This window comes from Noviherbaspirillum pedocola (assembly GCF_016632335.1).
Classification (GTDB): domain Bacteria; phylum Pseudomonadota; class Gammaproteobacteria; order Burkholderiales; family Burkholderiaceae_D; genus Noviherbaspirillum_A; species Noviherbaspirillum_A pedocola.
Map to the genome: position 1 here is coordinate 802,394 of NZ_JAEPBG010000001.1, position 18,904 is coordinate 821,297.

Annotated in this window: 17 protein-coding genes and 1 tRNA gene; 6 read left to right on the forward strand and 12 right to left on the reverse strand. The window is 58.0% G+C overall.

Annotation, left to right across the window (positions count from 1 at the left end):
* The first annotated feature begins 19 nt into the window (after nt 1-19).
* Entirely contained in the window at nt 20-448 is a 429-nt protein-coding gene (locus JJB74_RS03625; RefSeq protein ID WP_200590429.1) for a hypothetical protein, read from the forward strand.
* Between the two features lie 278 nt (nt 449-726).
* Here JJB74_RS03625 and JJB74_RS03630 read toward each other — a convergent pair whose 3' ends face one another.
* The gene (locus tag JJB74_RS03630; RefSeq protein WP_200590430.1) at nt 727-1,743 is read right to left on the reverse strand and encodes a replication initiation protein; all 1,017 of its coding nucleotides are present in this window, start codon (nt 1,741-1,743) and stop codon (nt 727-729) included.
* 339 nt (nt 1,744-2,082) lie between these two features.
* Between JJB74_RS03630 and JJB74_RS03635 the strand changes: the two genes are divergently transcribed.
* Together JJB74_RS03635 and JJB74_RS03640 are read left to right on the forward strand one after the other, a co-directional pair.
* Nucleotides 2,083-2,436 carry a hypothetical protein gene (locus tag JJB74_RS03635; RefSeq protein WP_200590431.1) on the forward strand — a complete coding sequence of 118 codons (354 nt, stop codon included), beginning with the start codon at nt 2,083-2,085 and terminating at the stop codon, nt 2,434-2,436.
* A 26-nt stretch (nt 2,437-2,462) separates the two neighbouring features.
* Nucleotides 2,463-2,738 carry a hypothetical protein gene (locus JJB74_RS03640; RefSeq protein ID WP_200590432.1) on the forward strand — a complete coding sequence of 92 codons (276 nt, stop codon included), beginning with the start codon at nt 2,463-2,465 and terminating at the stop codon, nt 2,736-2,738.
* A 78-nt stretch (nt 2,739-2,816) separates the two neighbouring features.
* On the opposite strand, the gene JJB74_RS03645 is transcribed toward JJB74_RS03640, so the two are convergent.
* From JJB74_RS03645 to JJB74_RS03695, 11 genes are all read right to left on the reverse strand, one after another.
* Nucleotides 2,817-3,143, reverse strand: a complete 327-nt coding sequence (locus JJB74_RS03645; protein ID WP_200590433.1) for an H-NS histone family protein — start codon at nt 3,141-3,143, stop codon at nt 2,817-2,819.
* A 472-nt stretch (nt 3,144-3,615) separates the two neighbouring features.
* A tRNA-Ile gene (locus JJB74_RS03650) sits at nt 3,616-3,694 on the reverse strand.
* A 99-nt stretch (nt 3,695-3,793) separates the two neighbouring features.
* Nucleotides 3,794-6,079: an RNA polymerase sigma factor RpoD gene (rpoD, locus tag JJB74_RS03655; RefSeq protein ID WP_234483936.1), complete on the reverse strand. Its 2,286-nt coding sequence runs from the start codon at nt 6,077-6,079 to the stop codon at nt 3,794-3,796.
* A gap of 414 nt (nt 6,080-6,493) precedes the next feature.
* Nucleotides 6,494-8,299: a DNA primase gene (gene dnaG, locus JJB74_RS03660; RefSeq protein ID WP_200590434.1), complete on the reverse strand. Its 1,806-nt coding sequence runs from the start codon at nt 8,297-8,299 to the stop codon at nt 6,494-6,496.
* Between the two features lie 31 nt (nt 8,300-8,330).
* Nucleotides 8,331-8,780 (reverse strand): GatB/YqeY domain-containing protein, encoded by a 450-nt coding sequence (locus tag JJB74_RS03665; RefSeq protein ID WP_200590435.1) that lies wholly within the window; start codon nt 8,778-8,780, stop codon nt 8,331-8,333.
* A gap of 106 nt (nt 8,781-8,886) precedes the next feature.
* Nucleotides 8,887-9,099 carry a 30S ribosomal protein S21 gene (gene rpsU, locus JJB74_RS03670; protein ID WP_005665410.1) on the reverse strand — a complete coding sequence of 71 codons (213 nt, stop codon included), beginning with the start codon at nt 9,097-9,099 and terminating at the stop codon, nt 8,887-8,889.
* Nucleotides 9,100-9,178: 79 nt separating this feature from the next.
* Entirely contained in the window at nt 9,179-10,375 is a 1,197-nt protein-coding gene (locus tag JJB74_RS03675) for a BaiN/RdsA family NAD(P)/FAD-dependent oxidoreductase (protein WP_200590436.1), read from the reverse strand.
* A 67-nt stretch (nt 10,376-10,442) separates the two neighbouring features.
* The gene (gene cobA, locus JJB74_RS03680; RefSeq protein ID WP_200590437.1) at nt 10,443-11,207 is read right to left on the reverse strand and encodes a uroporphyrinogen-III C-methyltransferase; all 765 of its coding nucleotides are present in this window, start codon (nt 11,205-11,207) and stop codon (nt 10,443-10,445) included.
* Between the two features lie 178 nt (nt 11,208-11,385).
* The gene (gene ybiB, locus JJB74_RS03685; RefSeq protein WP_200590758.1) at nt 11,386-12,351 is read right to left on the reverse strand and encodes a DNA-binding protein YbiB; all 966 of its coding nucleotides are present in this window, start codon (nt 12,349-12,351) and stop codon (nt 11,386-11,388) included.
* Nucleotides 12,352-12,410: 59 nt separating this feature from the next.
* The gene (locus JJB74_RS03690; protein WP_200590759.1) at nt 12,411-13,724 is read right to left on the reverse strand and encodes a PQQ-dependent sugar dehydrogenase; all 1,314 of its coding nucleotides are present in this window, start codon (nt 13,722-13,724) and stop codon (nt 12,411-12,413) included.
* 21 nt (nt 13,725-13,745) lie between these two features.
* Nucleotides 13,746-14,219 (reverse strand): CreA family protein, encoded by a 474-nt coding sequence (locus tag JJB74_RS03695; RefSeq protein WP_200590438.1) that lies wholly within the window; start codon nt 14,217-14,219, stop codon nt 13,746-13,748.
* Between the two features lie 190 nt (nt 14,220-14,409).
* Between JJB74_RS03695 and JJB74_RS03700 the strand changes: the two genes are divergently transcribed.
* The 3 genes from JJB74_RS03700 (at nt 14,410) to JJB74_RS03710 (ending at nt 18,844) form a co-directional block, all read left to right on the forward strand.
* Complete coding sequence (locus JJB74_RS03700; protein ID WP_200590439.1) at nt 14,410-14,994, forward strand: chromate transporter; 585 nt, start codon at nt 14,410-14,412, stop codon at nt 14,992-14,994.
* Nucleotides 14,991-15,569, forward strand: coding sequence for a chromate transporter (locus JJB74_RS03705; RefSeq protein ID WP_200590440.1), 579 nt, complete (start codon nt 14,991-14,993; stop codon nt 15,567-15,569). Before JJB74_RS03700 ends, JJB74_RS03705 begins: the two co-directional genes overlap by 4 nt.
* Before the next feature lie 173 nt (nt 15,570-15,742).
* The gene (locus JJB74_RS03710; protein ID WP_200590441.1) at nt 15,743-18,844 is read left to right on the forward strand and encodes an ankyrin repeat domain-containing protein; all 3,102 of its coding nucleotides are present in this window, start codon (nt 15,743-15,745) and stop codon (nt 18,842-18,844) included.
* Nucleotides 18,845-18,904: the final 60 nt, after the last annotated feature.

An 18,904-nucleotide genomic window follows, 5' to 3' on the forward strand; every position in this document is an offset into this window, starting at 1 on the left:
AATTAAGGAGAATTTTGAGATGGGAGATTGGATGGGAAGAGGTAAATGGGTTTATTCTTGGGAAGAAAAAAGGGCTTATGCCGAAAAGAAGAAACAAGAATATCTATACAGCCTAAATAAACAGAAAGAAGAAAAGAAGAAGAATTTTTTTACTTTAACTCAGTTGAGAAGCTTTTTAAGCAGCAAGGATGTTGAAGAATTTTTCCCTAGCCCTGACGAAACGGTTAGGACTAAATTCGGTTCCGCGAATTTATTCAAAATACGAAAAGTTCTTTCATTGATTAAAAAGAATAGACTTGCGATCCAAATAAAAAAACCTTTTTACTGCATCGAGAACGAGGAAGCCAAGGAAAAAGTTTTGCATCTTCAGAAAGAAATGGCATACCTAGAACTAAACAAGAAATTAATTGTTAAACATGCTCCTCGGAAAAGCATTAATAAGATATAGGAAAATAAAAAAGCCTGCGAATGCAGGCTTTTTAATTGGATCGAATAGAAATTTTTTTATTTTTTCAGTTTCGCGCTTTTTTGTTTCAATTCTTGAAACTTGCTTAAGCAAATCCTTATTATTTGGATTGGGACTGCCAAAGCAGTTCTAATAATTTAATTTTTTGGGTTGCTAAAGCAATTCTTTTACTGATTTTGAAATCTTGCGATACCCTCCCTTAGAGGGTAATTACCGGACAACACCATATAACACCATAGTTGTTATTTCAACTAAGTCGATCATGCAGCCATCTTTTTATAAATTATGGGCTCGAATTCCTTCCAATATCTTTTAATGGTGCTCAATGATATTTTGCTGTGTATCTCAAGGCTTTTTTGAGTAATAGGAATACCTTGAGCTTTCAACAGCGTTATTGATGTAAATAAGGCACTTCTCGTCGTGTTTGTTTGCTCCTTATGTGTTCGTTCTGCTGATAGTCTCTGCTTTTCATCTAAGGCTAAATCCTTATCCCACAGTCGCATGACTCCGCGATTCCCGTGTCTATCCAAATCGTATCTATTCCTCCAAGTCCATCTACTAACTGACTTTGCAATTTGCAATACTTCTTTAGTGCCTAATTGACCTTGTGGATAGCTCTGGAACTCTTCGTTGATTTGGAATGCACGATCCTCCACTGCCAATTTGAAGTTTTCGAGGTCTGCATGCTTCCTTACTTCTTGGTATGCCCAAAACCTCAAGTTATTGAAAAGCGTATGGTTTCTTCCCAAGATGTCATGGGTTATAGGCTTTTTCCAGAATGAGTTTTTTATATCCACATACTCAAGAAAGTCTTTCAAATCATAGGAAACATCGTGTCTTATGACTTTCCAGTATGGGCAGAGTGGATTTTTTGTTAAATGTCCGTCGTAGCTCCTATCACCTTGTAGTGCTTCAATAAGTGCCCTAGTCACTGCTTCATATAGTTGTTGGGGTTCTTTCCTCGCATTAGGTGTAAAAATCACTGGGGTGTTCAACTCATACTGGTAGTGCGGTGTTCCTTTTTCTGGATTGATCGTAATGATTGATGGGACAGGCATTCCCTTTTCTTCATAACGGAATGCTGGTCCAATCCGTTCGTTATTAGCAGACTTGTCGATGTCAATATCAATGATTAGATACTTTTTATAGCTCTGATTGTGTTCAACATACTTGTATTGCAAAGCTTCTTCTTTACTTCTAAATTTCGTTCCTTCGTCACCAGGGTTATTACTGCACCTTACTTTTTCGGGCAACGACTTTATAAATGTGTCTAACATAAAAAAATTCCTTTTCAATTGGCTGAAAAGCCAAAAAAGGAATTTCTTATTCGTGTAGATTGTGTGTTTATTTAGATGCTTGACATTTTATATTTAAATGCTTATATATCTTCATGAACGAAAAATCTGGCGAGATCAATGTTCCTTTTCTAGAAAGGCCAAGTTTACCGACTTGGCTTTTTTCTTTTCAGCCTGCATTCTTTAATAAATTTTCTTTATAAAGTCAAATGCCCGCTTCTTAATTAAGTGAAAATGCCTCAAAGAGTTCTTTGAAGCATTTCGGAATTTGCTTTTCCATATTATTTTTATATATTAAAAATAATGACAATGGAGAGCCAAATGATAAAGAATGAAAAGATTGCGGAATACATCCGAGCTAAAACTTTTAGCAAGACTGGTGATTTTCAAAGCTATCTAAATTTTTTTGTAGAGAATTATGATGAGTTTGAAATTTTTTTGAATGCTAATTCTAGATTTTCTTTTGGCAATGGTATGAAAAAGTATGAAAGGCTTGCTTGTCACCTTCTACATGAGCGCGGAATTACTTGGAAAGATGGCGGAAAGATTCCTTCTGCTCTCGTCCGAAATTTTTTTAAATTAGCCCGGAGAGAGAAAGAAGCGGCTGCACCCAAAAGAATTATTCCATGTGAAAAAGCCACAGTTTTTAGAACTTTCCATCCCAGCGATCTTTAAAGAATAATTAGAAAAGGATGAATAGCATGGAAGAAGTTCGGGATTTTTCTGATTTAGCTAGGAATATACAAAATATGGAAATAGCATTAATGGCTATTAATAGCAGGCTATCTTTGGTTGAGGCTTTCAACAGTCAATTAGCACAGGGGCAAATAGACACAAAAGATGTCCTAACAAAACTCATAAGAGGTGGCCAGCAAACACAAGACCAAGCTGAGTTAAGAGAAACATTTTCCGAACTGGTCAAGACAGTTAATCAGATGAAAGTCACTCAGAATATGCTAATGATGCGCTTGAAGTAAAACTGAGCAAGTTATGAAGTAGCCTATTTCCCTATAAGTAAACAAAGCCCACATTGGGCTTTGCGTGGTGTTTTTATTTTATTTGGTTTTGTATTTCTCAAGGGCATCAATGCCCTCTTTGGAAATTACATCTTTGACCCATTGTGGTTTTGGTCCACGGCCTCCGCTCCAAGTTTCGGTTTCGCTTTTTTTATAGGCAACAATTCTATCTTTCGGAATTGATGTTGCTTTAGTTTTTTTGGCTTTAGCTTGATGTCCAAATCCAAGGTCCTGAGGTGTGATAGCAAATTCTTCCATTTTTTGTTTTATTTCTTCTATTGCATTTGCTTTCCCCTCTTCTCGCATTTTATTTGCCTGAGCTTGCATCTCAGCGATCTTTTTATTAAGTTCTGCAAGAGTAGTCATTTCATTCCCCGTTATTGATAAATCAATTGATTTAATCTACACCAGCAATTATATCCATTGATTTTTTTGCGTCGAGCTTTTTCCAAACAAGGGCGATTCTTTCCTTCATCAGATTTTTTATTTTCTGACATCCAGTATTGGATTGACTGCGGTGGTTGCTAGAGCAGATTCTGTTGGTATCGTTGGGATGTGCCATGGAGCTGTGTACGGGTGTTCTTAGCCCATATTCCATCTATATCGGACAAACTCCCTAACCCACAAAGAAAAAAAGCCCCGAAGGGGCTCTCGTATGCTACTGGTTTAAGATTTCTTTCTACATACCGCACTCTTTATGCTACTTCCTTCAATCCAGCTCGTTGGTAAAGCATCCTAAAAGCATCGTTGTGTAGCATAAGCGTAGCATAATAAATCTTTCCCACATACAGCAAGGGGCTACGATTTCTCGTAACCCCTTGAATTTACTACTATATTTTGGTGGGCCTCCCGTGAGTCGAACACGGCACCAACGGATTATGAGTCCGCTGCTCTAACCAAGCATGAGCTAGAGGCCCTTTTCTGAAAAACTGAAGGAAAACGGACCGAACGGTCCGCCTTTACAACACCGGCCCGCGTGTGCGGGCCGGCAAGCATTGTACATCAGATCAGGCCGATCAACTTCCTTCCAGGAAGCTCTTCAGCTTGTCGGAGCGGGACGGATGACGCAGCTTGCGCAGCGCTTTAGCCTCGATCTGACGGATGCGCTCGCGCGTGACGTCGAACTGCTTGCCGACTTCTTCCAGCGTGTGATCGGTCGACATTTCGATGCCGAAGCGCATGCGCAGTACCTTCGCTTCGCGCGGCGTCAGCGAATCGAGCACGTCCTTCACCACGCCGCGCATCGAGGCATGCAACGCGGCATCCGAAGGTGCCAGTGTGTTGTTGTCTTCGATGAAGTCGCCCAGATGCGAATCGTCGTCATCACCGATCGGCGTTTCCATGGAGATCGGCTCCTTGGCGATCTTCATGATCTTGCGAATCTTGTCCTCGGGCATTTCCATCTTTTGCGCCAAGGTTGCTGGATCGGGCTCGGCGCCGGTTTCCTGCAGAATTTGACGCGAGATCCGGTTCATCTTGTTGATCGTCTCGATCATGTGCACCGGGATGCGAATCGTGCGCGCCTGGTCCGCGATCGAGCGGGTGATAGCTTGGCGGATCCACCATGTCGCATAGGTCGAGAACTTATAGCCGCGACGGTATTCGAATTTGTCCACCGCCTTCATCAGGCCGATGTTGCCTTCCTGGATCAGATCCAGGAATTGCAGACCGCGGTTGGTATATTTTTTCGCAATCGAAATCACCAGACGTAGGTTGGCTTCGGTCATCTCGCGCTTGGCCTTGCGCGCCTTCATTTCGCCGGCCGCCATTTTCTTGTTGATGTTGCGCAGATCCGGCAGCGGCAGCACCACGCGTGCTTGCAGGTTGATTAGCTTCTGCTGCAATTCCTTGATGGTCGGCACATTGCGGCCCAGCACGGCGCTGTACGAATTGCCGGCGGTGACTTCGCCATCGATCCAGTCGAGATTGGTTTCATTGCCGGGGAAGACCTTGATGAAATGGGCGCGCGGCATGCCGCATCTGTTCACCGCCACATCCAGGATCTGCTTTTCGATATGACGCACTTCATCGACTTGGCCGCGTAGCGTGTCGCAGAGTTTTTCAACCATTTTCGCGGTGAAGCGGATGCTCAGCAGCTCGTTCGAAATCGTTTCCTGCGCGTCGACGTAAGGCTTGGAGTTGTAACCCTGCGATTCGAACGCTTTGCGCATGTTGTCGAATTGCTGGGAAATGAAGCTGAACTTGCCGAGTGCATCGCGCTTCAGTTGTTCCAGCTGTTCCGCGGAGAAGCCGGCGGCGGCGCTTGGCGTGTTTGCAGCTTCCTCTTCGCCTTCTTCCTCCTCGTCTTCCGCGTCTTCGTCCTCGTCGTCCTCGTCCGCATCGGCGGAGCCCTGAACGGGCGCATCCGCTTCAGCCGACTCATTCGGGTCAACCAAGCCATCAACGACCTCGTCGATGCGCATTTCTTCCTTCTGGATGCGTTCGGCCGCGGCCAGGATCTCGGCAATCGTGGTCGGGCAGGCGGAAATCGCCTGGATCATGTCCTTCAGGCCATCCTCGATGCGCTTGGCAATCTCGATTTCGCCTTCGCGGGTCAGCAGTTCGACCGAGCCCATTTCACGCATGTACATGCGCACCGGATCGGTAGTGCGGCCGAAATCGGAATCGACGGTGGACAGTGCGGCTTCAGCGGCGGCCTCGGCTTCATCGTCGTCGCTGGCGACATTGGCGACGTTGTCCGACAGCAGCAGGGTTTCCGCATCCGGCGCCTGCTCGTAGACGGCGATACCCATGTCGTTGAAGGTACCGATGATGCCTTCGATCGCCTCGGGGTCGACTATGTTTTCCGGCAGGTGGTCGTTGATTTCCGCATAGGTCAGGAAGCCGCGTTCCTTGCCTAGCTTGATCAGGTTTTTCAGCTTCTGGCGGCGACGCTCAAGTTCTTCCTCGCTGGCTTCCGTGTCGGAGGAGAACGCGTCCTTCAGCAGCGCCTTTTCCTTGGCCTTGCGGTCTTTCGCGCGCGCCTTGTCAGCGGCCTTCAGTTCGGCGCGCTCGACGGCATTGAGCGCCGCCACTTCCTCGTTCTCGGGCTGAAATTCCTTGGGCTTGCGACCACGTCTGCCCGGCACCTTGACCGTCGGCAGCACATAACCGGAAGTGTCGATTGCCGCCAGCGCGGCGGCATCGGTGGTTTGACTCACGCGCCCCTGTGCGGCTTCAGCCTGGACATCGGCCTTCGGGGATTTGCCTGAAGTTTTCGATTCGGTTTTCTTGGTGGTCACGGGAGCTTTCGGATGCGCAGAGGTCGGCTGATCAGCCGCCTTGGATGAAGATGTGTCCATGGAGCGGGAGGCCTTGGCGTCAGCCTTTGCCGACGTCTGTGCGATTGCCTCGGGCGCCGCCATGGATGCCGATTTCGTCTTTGCTGCCTTGCTGCCTGGTTTCGAGACGAGCGCGCCGGAAGCCGCTTTCGGCGCGCCTGCGCCGGCCTTGGCAGCCGACTCGCCTGGCGCCTTCCCGACCTTGGCGGTCAGGGCCGTTTGATCTTTCGCGGGTTTTTTCATTGCGTTCGTCATGGAATCCACTATCAACAATTTGCGGGCGACTGCCTGCTATTAAAGTGTTGCGCCGTGCCGCTCGTCACGACGCTGGTCCTGTGCTGAACTGCCAAAATCCCTTCTGATCGCTAGCCGAATACCGTAAGACTTTGAATCAAAAGCTTTAAATCATACCATAGCACATTAGCGCTTCAGCAACTATGCTGCCCCTGTGGAAGCGGTATCGGCAGCGGCCTGCTGCTTCAGCCGCTCATGCAGATTCCACAATTCTCGCAAGCGGGCGAGCACCTCGGGCGTGGTGGAACCTGATGCGGTCAGCCGGTCCATTTCCGCCTTGACCAGCTTCATCCGGCACTGCCGCACTGCGCCGCGCAATTCGAGTCGAGCCACTTCCGGCTCGTATTCGGCTTCGCCCAGGAGCTCGGCGATCATTCCATCGAAATCCGGGCCCGAGGCGCGCAATTGCTCGGCAAGCGCGGCGAAATTCGGACTGGTTCCCATGGTTTCGATCGTTTCGAGCAGTTGACGCAGCATGGCGCCGCCGTCGGGCGCCACCGCAGCCAGCGCATCCACCGCCCCGGCGCTCATTTCGGCAGCCAGCGCAGGTTGCGCCAGCAACAGGCGAATCACCTTCTTTTCCATATCCGCCGGCGCGGCGCGGCTGCTCCTGGGCGGCGGCGCGGCGCGGCGTGGAGTTACGGGTTTGGACAATTCAAACAGCGCTTCGATCTCCGCCGGCGTGGTCTGTGTCATTTGCGCCAGACTGCGCACGATTTGCAAACGCAACCCGGAAGCCGGCATTGCCTGCAGCAAGGATTTTGCGTGGAATTGCGCCCGGGCACGGCCCTCGGCAGTATGCATTTCGCCCTCGGCGCTCACCTCGTTCAACAGGAATTGCGAGAGCGGCATCGCGTCGCGGATCTGCGTTTCAAATGCTTCCGTGCCATATTCACGCACATAGCTGTCCGGGTCATGCTCGCTGGGCAGAAACAGAAACTTCATCGATTTGGCATCACCGGCATGCGGCAGGCAGGCATCGAGCGCCCTGCGCGCGGCGCGGCGGCCAGCGGCATCGCCATCAAAGCTGAACACCAGGTTGTCGGTTTGTCGCAAGAGCTTTTGCACGTGAACCGGTGTGCACGCGGTTCCCAGCGTTGCCACCGCCTGGGGAAAGCCCAGTTGCGCCAGGGCCACCACATCCATGTATCCCTCGGTCACCAGCACGTATCCCGCTTCGCGTATCGCCTGTCTGGCCTCGAACAGGCCGTAGAGCTCGCTGCCCTTTTGAAATAGGGGCGTCTCGGGTGAATTCAAGTATTTCGGCTCGCCGCCATCGAGCACGCGACCACCAAAGGCGATTACCTGGCCCTTGGTATTCCTGATCGGGAACATGATGCGATCCCGAAAGCGGTCATAACGCTTGCGTGGACCGCCATCTTCGTTGCGCTCGATGACCAGCCCCGACTCGACCAGCGCCGCATCCTCATAATCGGGGAAGGCTGCACGCAGATTGTCCCAACCCGACGGTGCGTAACCCAGTTGAAAGCGCAGCGCGATCTCACCCGTGAGACCGCGCCCCTGCAAATAAGTTTTTGCATTCTGTGCGCCGCGCAACTGTTGTTGATAAAAAACGTTCGCCCGGCTCATCGCCTCGGACAATGCCAGCGACTTCGCCTGCACTTCAGCGCGTTTGCCGGGCGGCAGCCGGTCTTCCTGTTGCGGCACGACCATGCCGACGTTCTGCGCCAGATCCTTGATCGCCTCGACGTACCCAAGGCCGGAATACTCCATCAGGAAGCCGATTGCGCTGCCGTGCGCGCCACAGCCGAAGCAGTGATAAAACTGCTTGGTTGGGCTGACCGTAAAACTGGGCGACTTTTCGTTATGGAATGGGCACAGGCCCATGTAGTTCGCGCCGCCCTTCTTCAATTGCACATAGCGACCCACCACGTCGACGATGTCGACGCGGGACAGCAGGTCCTGGATGAAGGAAGCGGGTATCAAGAAGGCGCCCCGGCTTCGTCTTGCAGGGGAATCAGCTCTTGGCCAGCGCGGCTTTCACCAGCGCGGACACTTGGGTCATATCGGCGCGGCCGGCCAGCTTCTGCTTGACCAGCGCCATCACGCGTCCCATGTCCTGCGGGCCGGAAGCGCCGGTGGCAGCCACCGCGGCGGCGACTTCGGCGCGCACTTCGTCTTCGGAAGCGGCGGCGGGCATGTATTCGGACAGCACGGCCATTTCGGCGCGTTCATTGTCGGCCAGATCCTGGCGACCGCCGGCCTCGAACTGGGTAATCGAATCCTTGCGCTGCTTGATCATCTTTTCGACGATCGCCTGCACCTGCGCATCATCGGTCACGATGCGCTCATCGACTTCCTTCTGCTTGATCGCCGCGGTCAGCAACCTGATCGTGCCGAGACGGGCGCTATCCTTGGCGCGCATTGCCGCCTTCATGTCCTCGGTGATTCTTTCCTTCAGGCCCATGATTTTCCTTCTGTGCAATCCGCAAACTGCGGTGGGATAAATGGCAAAACCCGCTGCGGAATTCCGGAGCGGGTTAACAACGCGGCCGCATCATGGCGGCGAAATCTCAGTACAGTTTCTTGGGCAGCTGCTGGCTGCGGATGCGCTTGTAGTGGCGCTTCACGGCAGCGGCGAGCTTGCGCTTGCGCTCTGCGGTCGGCTTCTCGTAGAACTCGCGCGCACGCAGTTCGGTCAACAGACCGGTTTTTTCGATGGTGCGCTTGAAGCGTCGCATTGCGACTTCGAACGGCTCGTTTTCTTTCAGACGAATAGTGGTCATGTACTTAAACCAGGAAAGTTGGTTTTGAATTGGGAGTCGGCGAGTATAACAGCGCGTATTGACAAGTCAACGGTTTTCTTCAAGTCGCCACCCCCGCCGCCACGCCGGAAGCCCATGCCCACTGGAAATTGTAACCGCCGAGCCACCCGGTGACGTCGACCGCTTCGCCGATGAAGTGCAAACCCGGCACTGCATTGACCATCATGGTCTGCTGCGACAACGCCCGGGTATCGACGCCGCCGCGAGTCACTTCAGCCTTGCGATAGCCTTCCGAGCCACTCGGCACGATGGTCCAGCGGTTCAGGATGTCGGCCAGCCGACGTAATTCGCGGTCCGGCATGTCGGCCGCCCGCGCGGCGGGATCGAAGCGGTTGGCGGCAAGCAAACCCTCGACCAGCCGCGCCGGCAGCCAGCCCGACAGGTGATTGGCCAGGTTCTTGCGGATCGCGCCCTTGTTGCCCAGCAGTTCTGCGGCGACATCGACTTCCGGCAGCAGGTTGATCGTCAGCGCCGCGCCATCCATCCAGTAGCTCGATATCTGCAGCACCGCCGGCCCGGAAAGACCGCGATGGGTGAACAGCAGGTCTTCGCGAAAGCGCATGCGCGAGCGCTTCTCGCCGGTTTCGATGTCGACCGGCAGCGCGATGCCCGCCAGCGGCGTGTAAGCCTGCCAGCCGGCGTCATCGAAGGTCAGCGGCACCAGCGCCGGCCTTGTCGCTACCACCGGAACATCAAACTGCTTGGCGATCCGAAAGGCGAAATCAGTAGCGCCGATCTTCGGTATCGACAAACCCCCGGTCGCGATCACGAGACTGGCCGCCTCGATCACACCGCCATCGGTATCGATGCGAAAACGCTCGCCGGCACGACTCACGCCCGCCACCTTCACCGGCATGCGCCAGGCTACGCCGCCGGCATCGCATTCGGCCTTGAGCATGGCGATGATGTCTTCCGCCGAACGGTCGCAGAACAATTGCCCCTTGTGCTTCTCATGCCAGGGAATGCGATGCCGATTCACGAGATCGAGAAAATCGCGCGAGGTATAGCGCGCCAGCGCGCTGCGGCAGAAATGCGGATTGCCGGACAGGAAATTCTGCGGGCCGGCATCGATATTGGTGAAATTGCAGCGACCGCCGCCGGAGATGCGGATTTTTTCGGCGAGCCGGCTCGCATGGTCGATGATGACTACGCGCCGACCGCGCTGGCCGGCGACGCCGGCGCACATCATGCCGGCCGCGCCCGCGCCGATGACGGCGACATCAAACTGCTGGGACATGGAAATGGGGAAAGCGGGAAAAGCCGCGATTGTAGCGGCATCCGCCGCGCCCTGCCCCACGCGGTTTCTATGCGGCCGCGGCCTGCTCCGCGGCAAGCGTCTGCAATTGTTCGGCGCAGCGCACCACATCGCCGATCACGATGATGCCCGGGCTGCCCAAGCTTGACTCAGCCAGCGCCTGCGGCAGCGCGGCCAGGGTGCTGATCAGATGCGCCTGCCCCGTGCCGGTGGCCGCATGGATCACCGCCGCCGGCGTATCGGCCGCCTTGCCGCCGGCCAGAAGCGCCGCGACGATCTCGCCGCAGCGCGCGATGCCCATGTAGATCACCAGGGTCAAATCCAGCTTCGCCAGCGTGGCCCAGTCCGGCTCCGTGTCCGCGCTCTTGCCATGCCCGGTGACCAGGATCACGCCCTGGGTATGGTCGCGATGGGTCAGCGGCACGCCGATCGAGGCCGGCGCGGCCAGGCCACTGGTGATGCCGTTGATGACTTCCACCGGGATGCCCGCTTCGCGCAGATGCGCGCATTCCTCGCCGCCGCGGCCGAAGATGTACGGATCGCCGCCCTTCAATCGCACCACGCAATGCCCGGCGCGCGACTCGGCGATCATCAGCCGTTCGATGAATTCCTGCGGCGTGGACTGGCAGCCGCCGCGCTTGCCGACTTCGACGATGCGCGCATCAACCCGCGCATGCTGCAGCACCGCGCGGTTGACGAGATCGTCGATCAGGATCACATCGGCAGCGGCGATCGCCTTCGCCGCCTTGATGGTCAACAGTTCCGGATCACCGGGACCGGCGCCGACGAGATAGGTTTTTGCTGCGTAGGTCATGGGAAGTCTGCTGAAAGGCGTAATGCCCGCTACTTGCAAGCCCCGTTCCATGCTCCAGAGTTGCCGCATGCCCCATTGCAACGCATGCGCGAGCGTATGGCGCCGGTTCGCGGTGAGCCCGAGCACCAGCGCGGTGCCGCGACTCACCCGGAAAGGGCGCCAGCGAAGCCAGAGCGTCTCAGACGCGCAGGCTGGCCGCCACCTCGCGGCAATGCGCCACCTGCTCGAGTATCGCCGGCGGCATCGGCCGTTCACCGCGCAGCGCGGCTTCGATCCAGCGCGCGGTGGTCGCGGCATCGCTGCCATCGGGCAGATCCGGCAGGGTTTCCTGCGGCGGCTGCCGCTCCACCAGCACTTGCGCCGCGCCGGCATGGAACCAGTCGATACGGTTCGCGCGCTTCGGATTGGCCACGGTCTCGCCCTCGGTGCCGCGCATCAGGAACGCATCGCCACGGTCGGCGGGAGCGCATTGCGCGAAATACTCGGAAAGCATCGTGAAGTATTCGGGATGGGTATACGAAGTCAGCCGCAGCGCCGGAGCGCTGAAGGGCTGCAGGATCTTGACCAGCGTATGCGTGGAATTGCGCACGCCCAGAATGCGCCGCAAGGCCAGTAGCCGCGCCATCTTCGGCGCCAGCGCTTCGATGGGCAGGAAGGCCGGCCTGCCGGCGGCAAAGGCTGCGGCGGCGTTCGCGGCGGATTGCGCCACCGGCAAGCCGAGCTCGCGCAGGATTTCGGCGCTGGTCACCCGCCCCGGATCGGTGAGCACGCCATGCATCAGCACCGGCACGCCTTCGCGCGCAAGCAGCAGCGCCAGCAGCGGCGTGAGATTGGGCAGCGAACGCGAGCCGTTGTAGCTCGGGATAACCACAGGCGCATGGCTGGCGGCTGGCGCTGCAAGCAGGGAGAACGAGGCTTCAGCGGCATCGAGAAAACCGGCGATCTCGTCTACCGATTCGCCCTTGATGCGCATGGCCAGAAGCAGGCCGCCCATTTCCAGGTCGGACACGCGGCCGTCGAGCATCGCGGCATAGAGCTCACGGGCATCGTCGCGTGAGAGGCTGCGCGCGCCCTTCTTGCCGCGGCCGATTTCCTTGATGAAGCGCCCGGCGGCGAATGGAGTGGTGGTGGCTGGATTCGTCATCGCGTGAGGGTACACCAATTGCGCCGCAAGCCGCACCGACGCGCGGTCTTCGCCGCAGCCTACTTCGCCGGCGTCACCCGCCACACCACATTGCCGACATCGTCGGCCACCAGAAGCGCGCCGGCTCTGTCCACCGTCACGCCGACCGGCCGTCCGAGCGCATTGCCATCCTTGTCGACGAAACCGGTCAGCACTTCCTCGACCGGCCCCGATGGCATGCCCGCATCATCGAAGGGCACGAACACGACTTCATAGCCGCTTCTCGGCCTGCGGTTCCAGGAACCATGCTGGCCGATGAAGGCGCCGTTGCGATAGCGCTCGGGCAAGAGCCTGCCCTGATAGAAGAGCAGACCGAGCGATGCGGTGTGCGCGCCGAGCGCATAGTCCGGCTTCAGGGCACGCGCCACCAGCTCGGGCCGTTGCGGCTTGACCCGGGCATCGACGATCTGGCCGTAATAGCTGTAGGGCCAACCGTAGAAGCCGCCTTCCTTCACCGAGGTCAGGTAGTCCGGCACCAGGTCGCTGCCAAGCTCGTCGCGCTCGTTGACCACGGTCCACAGCGCGCCGGTCTTCGGCTGCCAGGCCATGCCGTTCGGATTGCGCAGGCCGGATGCATAGACCCGCGACTTGCCGCTGGCCAGATCGATCTCCAGAATCGCGGCGCGGTTTTCCTCGGCTTCGATGCCGTTCTCGGCAACGTTGCTGTTCGAGCCGACGGTCGCATACAGCGTCTTGCCATCCGGGCTGGCCAGGATGTTCTTGGTCCAGTGATGGTTGATCGGACCGGCCGGCAGATCGGCCACCTTCTCGCCCTTGGCGCTAATCTCGGTCGCGCCCGGCTTGTAGGGAAAGCGCAGCACCGCGTCGGTATCGGCCACGTACAGCGCGTCGCCGATGAGCGCCATGCCAAACGGCGAATGCAGGCCCTTCAGGAATTCGGTCTTGGTCTCGGCCACACCGTCGCCATCCGCATCGCGCAGCAGCGTGATGCGGTCCGGACTCTTCATGCCGGCGCCGGCGCGCTTCATCACCATTTTCATGATGCGGCCGCGCAAGCCCTTCGCATCCTGCGGCTTTTCCGGCGCATTGGTCTCGGCCACCAGCACATCGCCATTGGGCAAGGTATAGAGCCAGCGCGGATGGTCCAGCCCGGTCGCATAGGGTTTGACTTCGAGCCCGGCGGCGGCGGTGGGCGCGGCGCCCGGCGGCCAGCCCTGCGCCGGCGCGATATGCACCGTCGGAACCAGGCTGTGCACCGGCGGCGGCAGCGTCGGGTTCGGACCGGTGCCGGCCATCAGCGGCAGCCTGGCCTGTTCGCAGCCGGCCAACAGCGTCAGCGCGGTGACCAGGGTGGCGGTGCGCATTGCTTGCATCATCCAGGTTCTCCCTCGCGCTTATCTGGCAAGCGGCACGCTCGTGCCCGCCGGCAGCGGCACGGCGGTCACGCTGTTCTGCGGACTGCCTTCGATGACCCGATCCGAATACACCAGGTAGACCAGCGCATTGCGTTTCGCATCGACCATGCGCACCACCCGCACCCGCTTGAACATGATCGATGCGCGCTCGTTGAACACTTCCTCCTGCTGCGGCAAGTTGCCCTTGAAACGGATCTCGCCGACCTGGCGGCAGGCGACTGACGCTTCGGCCTTGTCCTCGGCCACGCCGAGCGCGCCCTTGATGCCGCCGGTGCGGGCACGGGACAGGTAGCAGGCCACGCCCTCGACCTTCGGATCGTCATAGGCATCGACCACGATCTTGTGATTCGGTCCGACCAGCTTGAACACGGTGCTGACCTCGCCCACTGTCTCGCCGTGCGCCGCGCCCGCGAGCAGCAGCGCGCCAGCCAGAATGCTGTTTCGAAATCGCATGGATGGATCGCTCCGTTGTTGATAAGGGTTGACGAAGAGGCCAGAGCTTAACCCGAAACCGCGCGCCAACGTTTGCGCGGGCCGCAAGTCTTATAGAAGAGTTGGGTGCAAAGGCCGGTGGATGATAGGATGCACGAGCCCCGGCGCCTTCCGCGCTGGCGGCTTCCGGTACCTCGCCTCGAACAAGCACATGTCCGCGTCCACGCCCACCATTTCACCCGACCGTCCGCAACCCCGCTCACTGCTCGACCTGTTCCTGTCCATGTCCTTCCTCGCGCTGCAAGGCTTTGGCGGCGTGCTGGCCGTAGTCCAGCATGAACTGGTCGAGCGCAAGCGTTGGCTTACCCGAGAAGAATTCGTTGAGGAATGGGCGGTCGCGCAGATTCTGCCGGGACCGAACGTGGTCAACCTGTCGCTGATGCTGGGCTCGCGCTATTTCGGCCTGCCGGGCGCGATCGCAGCGCTGGCCGGCATGCTGACCTTCCCGACGATCGTGGTGCTGGCCATGGCGATCGCCTATGCGCAGTATGCGCAGCATCCCGGCGTGGCCGGCGCGCTGCGCGGCATGGGCGCGGTGGCCGCGGGACTCATCATCGCTTCGGGCCTGAAGCTGGTGACGGCATTGAACCGGCATCCGCTGGGCCGTCCGGCGGGCCTGACCATCGCGGGCCTGTGCTTCGTCGCGGTGGCGCTGTGGCATGTGCCGCTGGCCTGGGTGCTCGGCATCCTCGGCACGCTGTCCTGCGTGCTGACCTGGCACAGGATCCGCGCATGAGCCCGACGCTGCATCTGCAGGCGGCCGACTGGCTGAGCCTGTTCATCCATTACCTCGGCCTGTCGCTGCTGGCCGTGGGCGGCGCGATCAGCACCGCGCCGGACATGCATCGTTACCTGGTCGACCAGCAGGGTTGGCTCACCGACGCCCAGTTCAATGCCTCGATCGCGCTGGCGCAGGCCGCGCCGGGACCGAACGTGCTGTTCATCGCGTTGATGGGCTGGACGGTCGGCACCAATGCCGGCGGCATGCTGCTGGGCCTGCTCGGCGCGTCCATCACGATGGGCGGCATCCTGATCCCCAGCACCACGCTGACCTACTACGCCGCGCGCTGGGGCCATCGCAACCGCGACCTGCGCGCCGTGCGGGCCTTCAAGGCCGGGCTGTCTCCCATTGTCATCGGGCTGATCATCGCCACCGGCTGGCTGATGACCGCGGCGCACAACCAGCTGGCCACCGACTGGCCGCTATGGCTGGTCACTGCAGCATCGACGCTGATCGTCTGGCGCACCCGCATACACCTGCTATGGCTGCTCGGCGCGGGGGCGCTGCTGGGCTGGTTCGGATTGGTCTAGCGCACTGCCGGTGCGTGGCCCCTGCACCTTCCCTGGCCTCCCGCCGCATGGCCCGGTGCGGCTTTCGCATTCCGGTTCGCACTACTGAACCGCCCCCTACCGCATCTCACTAAGCGCTCCCTCGAGCCTGACATGTGCATGTCACGCTCGTCTTCAACCATGGAGATGCGCTTATGGACCGCAGCAGCAGTTCCGCCTTTTCGAGTTCCGCTTTTTCGACTTCCAACGCGCCGACAGTAACTTCCGGCGCCCAGCCCCTGCACAACACGACCGCCCCCAACGGGTATGCGGAATTGCTGGCGCGCTTTCCCGACAGGCTGCGCGGCGCGATCGAAGCCACCTTTCCCGAGGTCGACGAGCTTGCCGCCTTTCACCAGGACTTCGTCGACAAGGGAATGCCGTTCGACCATGAAGGTGTGGTTGCTTTCGTGCTCAACAAGGCGCGTGAACAAAAGCTGGTTGCACAGCGGCGCATCCTGTTCCTGCCGCTCAGGCAGCAAGGGGAAGCAGAAAAAAAAGGAGGAGAGAACAAGAAGCCTATCGTGAATAGCTCGGGGCCACTGCATGAAGCAATCCTGACTTGGGATGGCGCGCTGGTGCGCGAGCTGCTGCGTCAAAGCGCGTCACCGGGCGACGTGCTGCAACCGGAGCAGCGGCAACGAGAGGCCGACGCGATGGCAGCAGTAGCCGCCAAGCACGACAGCGACCGCAGGGAGGCGAGCAAGACATTCGAGTACTCCTTCGGAAACGAGGATGCGCTCGACGCGAAATTGAAAGAGCACATCGTCGATGCCTTGCAGGAAGCGCGTGACCAGGCAGAAGGCGTGCGCGCCACCGTTTTCGCCGCGCATGCCGGCGAGAACGCGCTGACCCTGGCGATCTCCTACGAAGCGCCGATGGAAGTGATCGCGCTGCTGGTGGAGCATTGCGCCAGACATACCCCCGCCCTGCTGAACGGGGCGGATGGCAACGGCAACCTGCCGCTGACGCTGGCCGCGGCCAGCGGCAATGTCGAAGTCGTCAAGCTGCTGCTGCGATCGGGCGCGCAAATCGATATCGATCGTTGCAATGGCAAGGGACACAGCGCGCTGATGGAAGCAGCCAGGATAGGCAATGCCGGCATCATCCGGCTGCTGCTGGAATGCGGCGCGCGCGCCGACCTGCCGAATGCGCAGGGCCGCACCGCGCGCGAACTCGCCGCCATCCGCGAGCACACCGATGCCTTCAATGCGCTGGCCGAATGGGAAATCAGCCTGTCCGGCAAGACGCAGGACACGAGCATGGGCGCGAAGCTGGCCGCCGACCTGCGCCATGCAGCGAAGCGCGGCAACATCACGGTGCTGGAAAACATCCATGCCCGGCTCACGCAATGCGTCGATGCCGCCGGCCTGCGCAAAGCCGCGCAACGGGCGCTGTGGTCGGCGCTGAATGTGAACGACAATGCCGCCGTCGTCACCTGGCTGCTTCGCCATGGCGCATCGGCCGAACAGGTCAATAAATCTGGAATGCCGCCCCAGGTGGGGGCCTGCGACCGCGGCAACCTCGAGGCGCTGATGGCCTTCGCCTTATCGGGCAAACCGCAACAGCTCGGTCGCGCGTGGCGCCAGTCGCTGCTGCGTCTTGCCGCGAAATTCGGCAGCCTTGACCTTGTCCTTTACGCACTTGATGGCGGTGCCTACGTCGACGGCGCCAGCCCGGACACCAAAATGACGGCGTTGACCGCGGCGGTACAGCAAGACAATCGCGACATCATCAAGATTCTGTTGCAACGCGGCGCGCGCATTTGCTTCGGTGACGATGGTGATGACAGATTCGGTTTTGACGGAAACTCTTCCCCGCTCGAAGCGGCGACAAAGGCTGAGGAAAAGGCGCAAGACCTGGTGATGTTCCTGCTGGACCACCATCCCGCGCCCTATGCCGAAAAGGGAGCGGCCAAGATGCTGCTGCGTATCGCGCTGAGTATGGACATGCCGGAGCTGCTCGAGCGATTGATCCGGGACGGCCAGGTGGATTACGACGATCATGACGATCGCGAGAAATCACTGCTGATGTCCGTCTCCGAGTTCTGTTCAGGACAGTTCGTGCGCGTGCTGCTGAGCCCGCCGGCGCCCGTGCAACGCCTGTTGAACGCGGAAAACGGCAATGCCAACGCCGTGCTGAAAAGCCTGGTCAAAAGACGCGCCTTTCATGGGAAGGAAGTATTCAACGCCATCCTCGAAGCCTGCGATATCTCGCCACACGACGATCCAGACGAGCTTCTGGATCGCCTGTGCCTGGCGGTGCAAATTGGCAGCAAACCCTCCTGCGAGCTGATCCTGAAGAAAGGAAAACTGCGCTTGCAGCCGGACGCGCTGCGCGACCGTAATCCGCTGATGCTCGCGGTGAGGCTGAACAAGATCAAGCTGATTCCACTGCTGCTCGAGCATGGCGCTCACGCCTGCGCCATGGTCAGGAAAACTCCTGAAAGCAACTCGTATAAGAGCGCGTTGCACGTGGCCTGGAAGTGTAAGCGTGAACCGTGGGAGCGTGAAACATGGAAGGCGCTGCCCATCCTGATGAAACACGATCCGCACTTACCCGCCGAGCTCGGCGCCATCCTGCCGTCGCTGGGCGCATTGATCGAGAAGAGCATCATGGAAGTCGACCTCGTGCCAGAAATACCAGGGGAAGTCCTTGCATGCCTGCTGCAGCATACGAAAGACATGCCGGTGCCGAAACCGGCGTTGCAGGCACTGCTCTTTTCGGCGGCGCGCTCGGGGGACAAGGCGGTAATCACGGAGTTGCTGCAGCGCGGCGCCGATCCGCAGCATGAGCATCCCTGCGGCGCCGATGCGCTGGCTCTCCTGCTCGACAGCGACTCCTTCTCGTTCGAATGCGCCGGCATGCTGCTCGCTGATACGGCGTCTTCTTCGGGGGGAGCCAGCGAAAAGGAAGGCGCTACGGTCTTCGGCGTGCCGGGCTACAGTCTTGCGCAGGAGAACAGGCTGCTGGAAGCCTTGACCTCGCAACTGATCGACGACGACAGAAAGATCGACATCATGTGCGCACTCATTTTCGCGTCGCCTGACCATGCGGTCGAGACTTTGTCGATGGCCGAAAGCCGGGCAAGAAAATATTTCGAGTGCTTGATGCCCATAGCAACAAGTATCGATGACGATGAACCCGAAGAGGTGCTTGCGGAAGTCATCGAGGCAGCGACAAAGATGGCGCAGGAAAGCGGCAATCAACAGAAAGTAAAGCTGATCAGCAAGTACAAGAGAAGTTGGGACGTCTGATGTGCTGCGCGGCACTGGGTGGCAATGTCAGGCGCACGCCGTTGCCGCGCAGCGCGGTCC

Excerpts from the sequence above, each read along its gene's own strand:
- JJB74_RS03700 (WP_200590439.1), top strand. The coding sequence starts at position 14,410 with ATGTCCGCGTCCACGCCCACCATTTCACCCGACCGTCCGCAACCCCGC.
- JJB74_RS03690 (WP_200590759.1), bottom strand. The coding sequence starts at position 13,724 with ATGCAAGCAATGCGCACCGCCACCCTGGTCACCGCGCTGACGCTGTTG.
- JJB74_RS03645 (WP_200590433.1), bottom strand. The coding sequence starts at position 3,143 with ATGACTACTCTTGCAGAACTTAATAAAAAGATCGCTGAGATGCAAGCT.
- JJB74_RS03635 (WP_200590431.1), top strand. The coding sequence starts at position 2,083 with ATGATAAAGAATGAAAAGATTGCGGAATACATCCGAGCTAAAACTTTT.
- JJB74_RS03630 (WP_200590430.1), bottom strand. The coding sequence starts at position 1,743 with ATGTTAGACACATTTATAAAGTCGTTGCCCGAAAAAGTAAGGTGCAGT.
- JJB74_RS03675 (WP_200590436.1), bottom strand. The coding sequence starts at position 10,375 with ATGTCCCAGCAGTTTGATGTCGCCGTCATCGGCGCGGGCGCGGCCGGC.
- JJB74_RS03710 (WP_200590441.1), top strand. The coding sequence starts at position 15,743 with ATGGACCGCAGCAGCAGTTCCGCCTTTTCGAGTTCCGCTTTTTCGACT.
- cobA (WP_200590437.1), bottom strand. The coding sequence starts at position 11,207 with ATGACCTACGCAGCAAAAACCTATCTCGTCGGCGCCGGTCCCGGTGAT.
- JJB74_RS03695 (WP_200590438.1), bottom strand. The coding sequence starts at position 14,219 with ATGCGATTTCGAAACAGCATTCTGGCTGGCGCGCTGCTGCTCGCGGGC.
- JJB74_RS03640 (WP_200590432.1), top strand. The coding sequence starts at position 2,463 with ATGGAAGAAGTTCGGGATTTTTCTGATTTAGCTAGGAATATACAAAAT.
- JJB74_RS03625 (WP_200590429.1), top strand. The coding sequence starts at position 20 with ATGGGAGATTGGATGGGAAGAGGTAAATGGGTTTATTCTTGGGAAGAA.
- JJB74_RS03665 (WP_200590435.1), bottom strand. The coding sequence starts at position 8,780 with ATGGGCCTGAAGGAAAGAATCACCGAGGACATGAAGGCGGCAATGCGC.
- rpsU (WP_005665410.1), bottom strand. The coding sequence starts at position 9,099 with ATGACCACTATTCGTCTGAAAGAAAACGAGCCGTTCGAAGTCGCAATG.
- rpoD (WP_234483936.1), bottom strand. The coding sequence starts at position 6,079 with ATGGACACATCTTCATCCAAGGCGGCTGATCAGCCGACCTCTGCGCAT.
- JJB74_RS03705 (WP_200590440.1), top strand. The coding sequence starts at position 14,991 with ATGAGCCCGACGCTGCATCTGCAGGCGGCCGACTGGCTGAGCCTGTTC.
- ybiB (WP_200590758.1), bottom strand. The coding sequence starts at position 12,351 with ATGACGAATCCAGCCACCACCACTCCATTCGCCGCCGGGCGCTTCATC.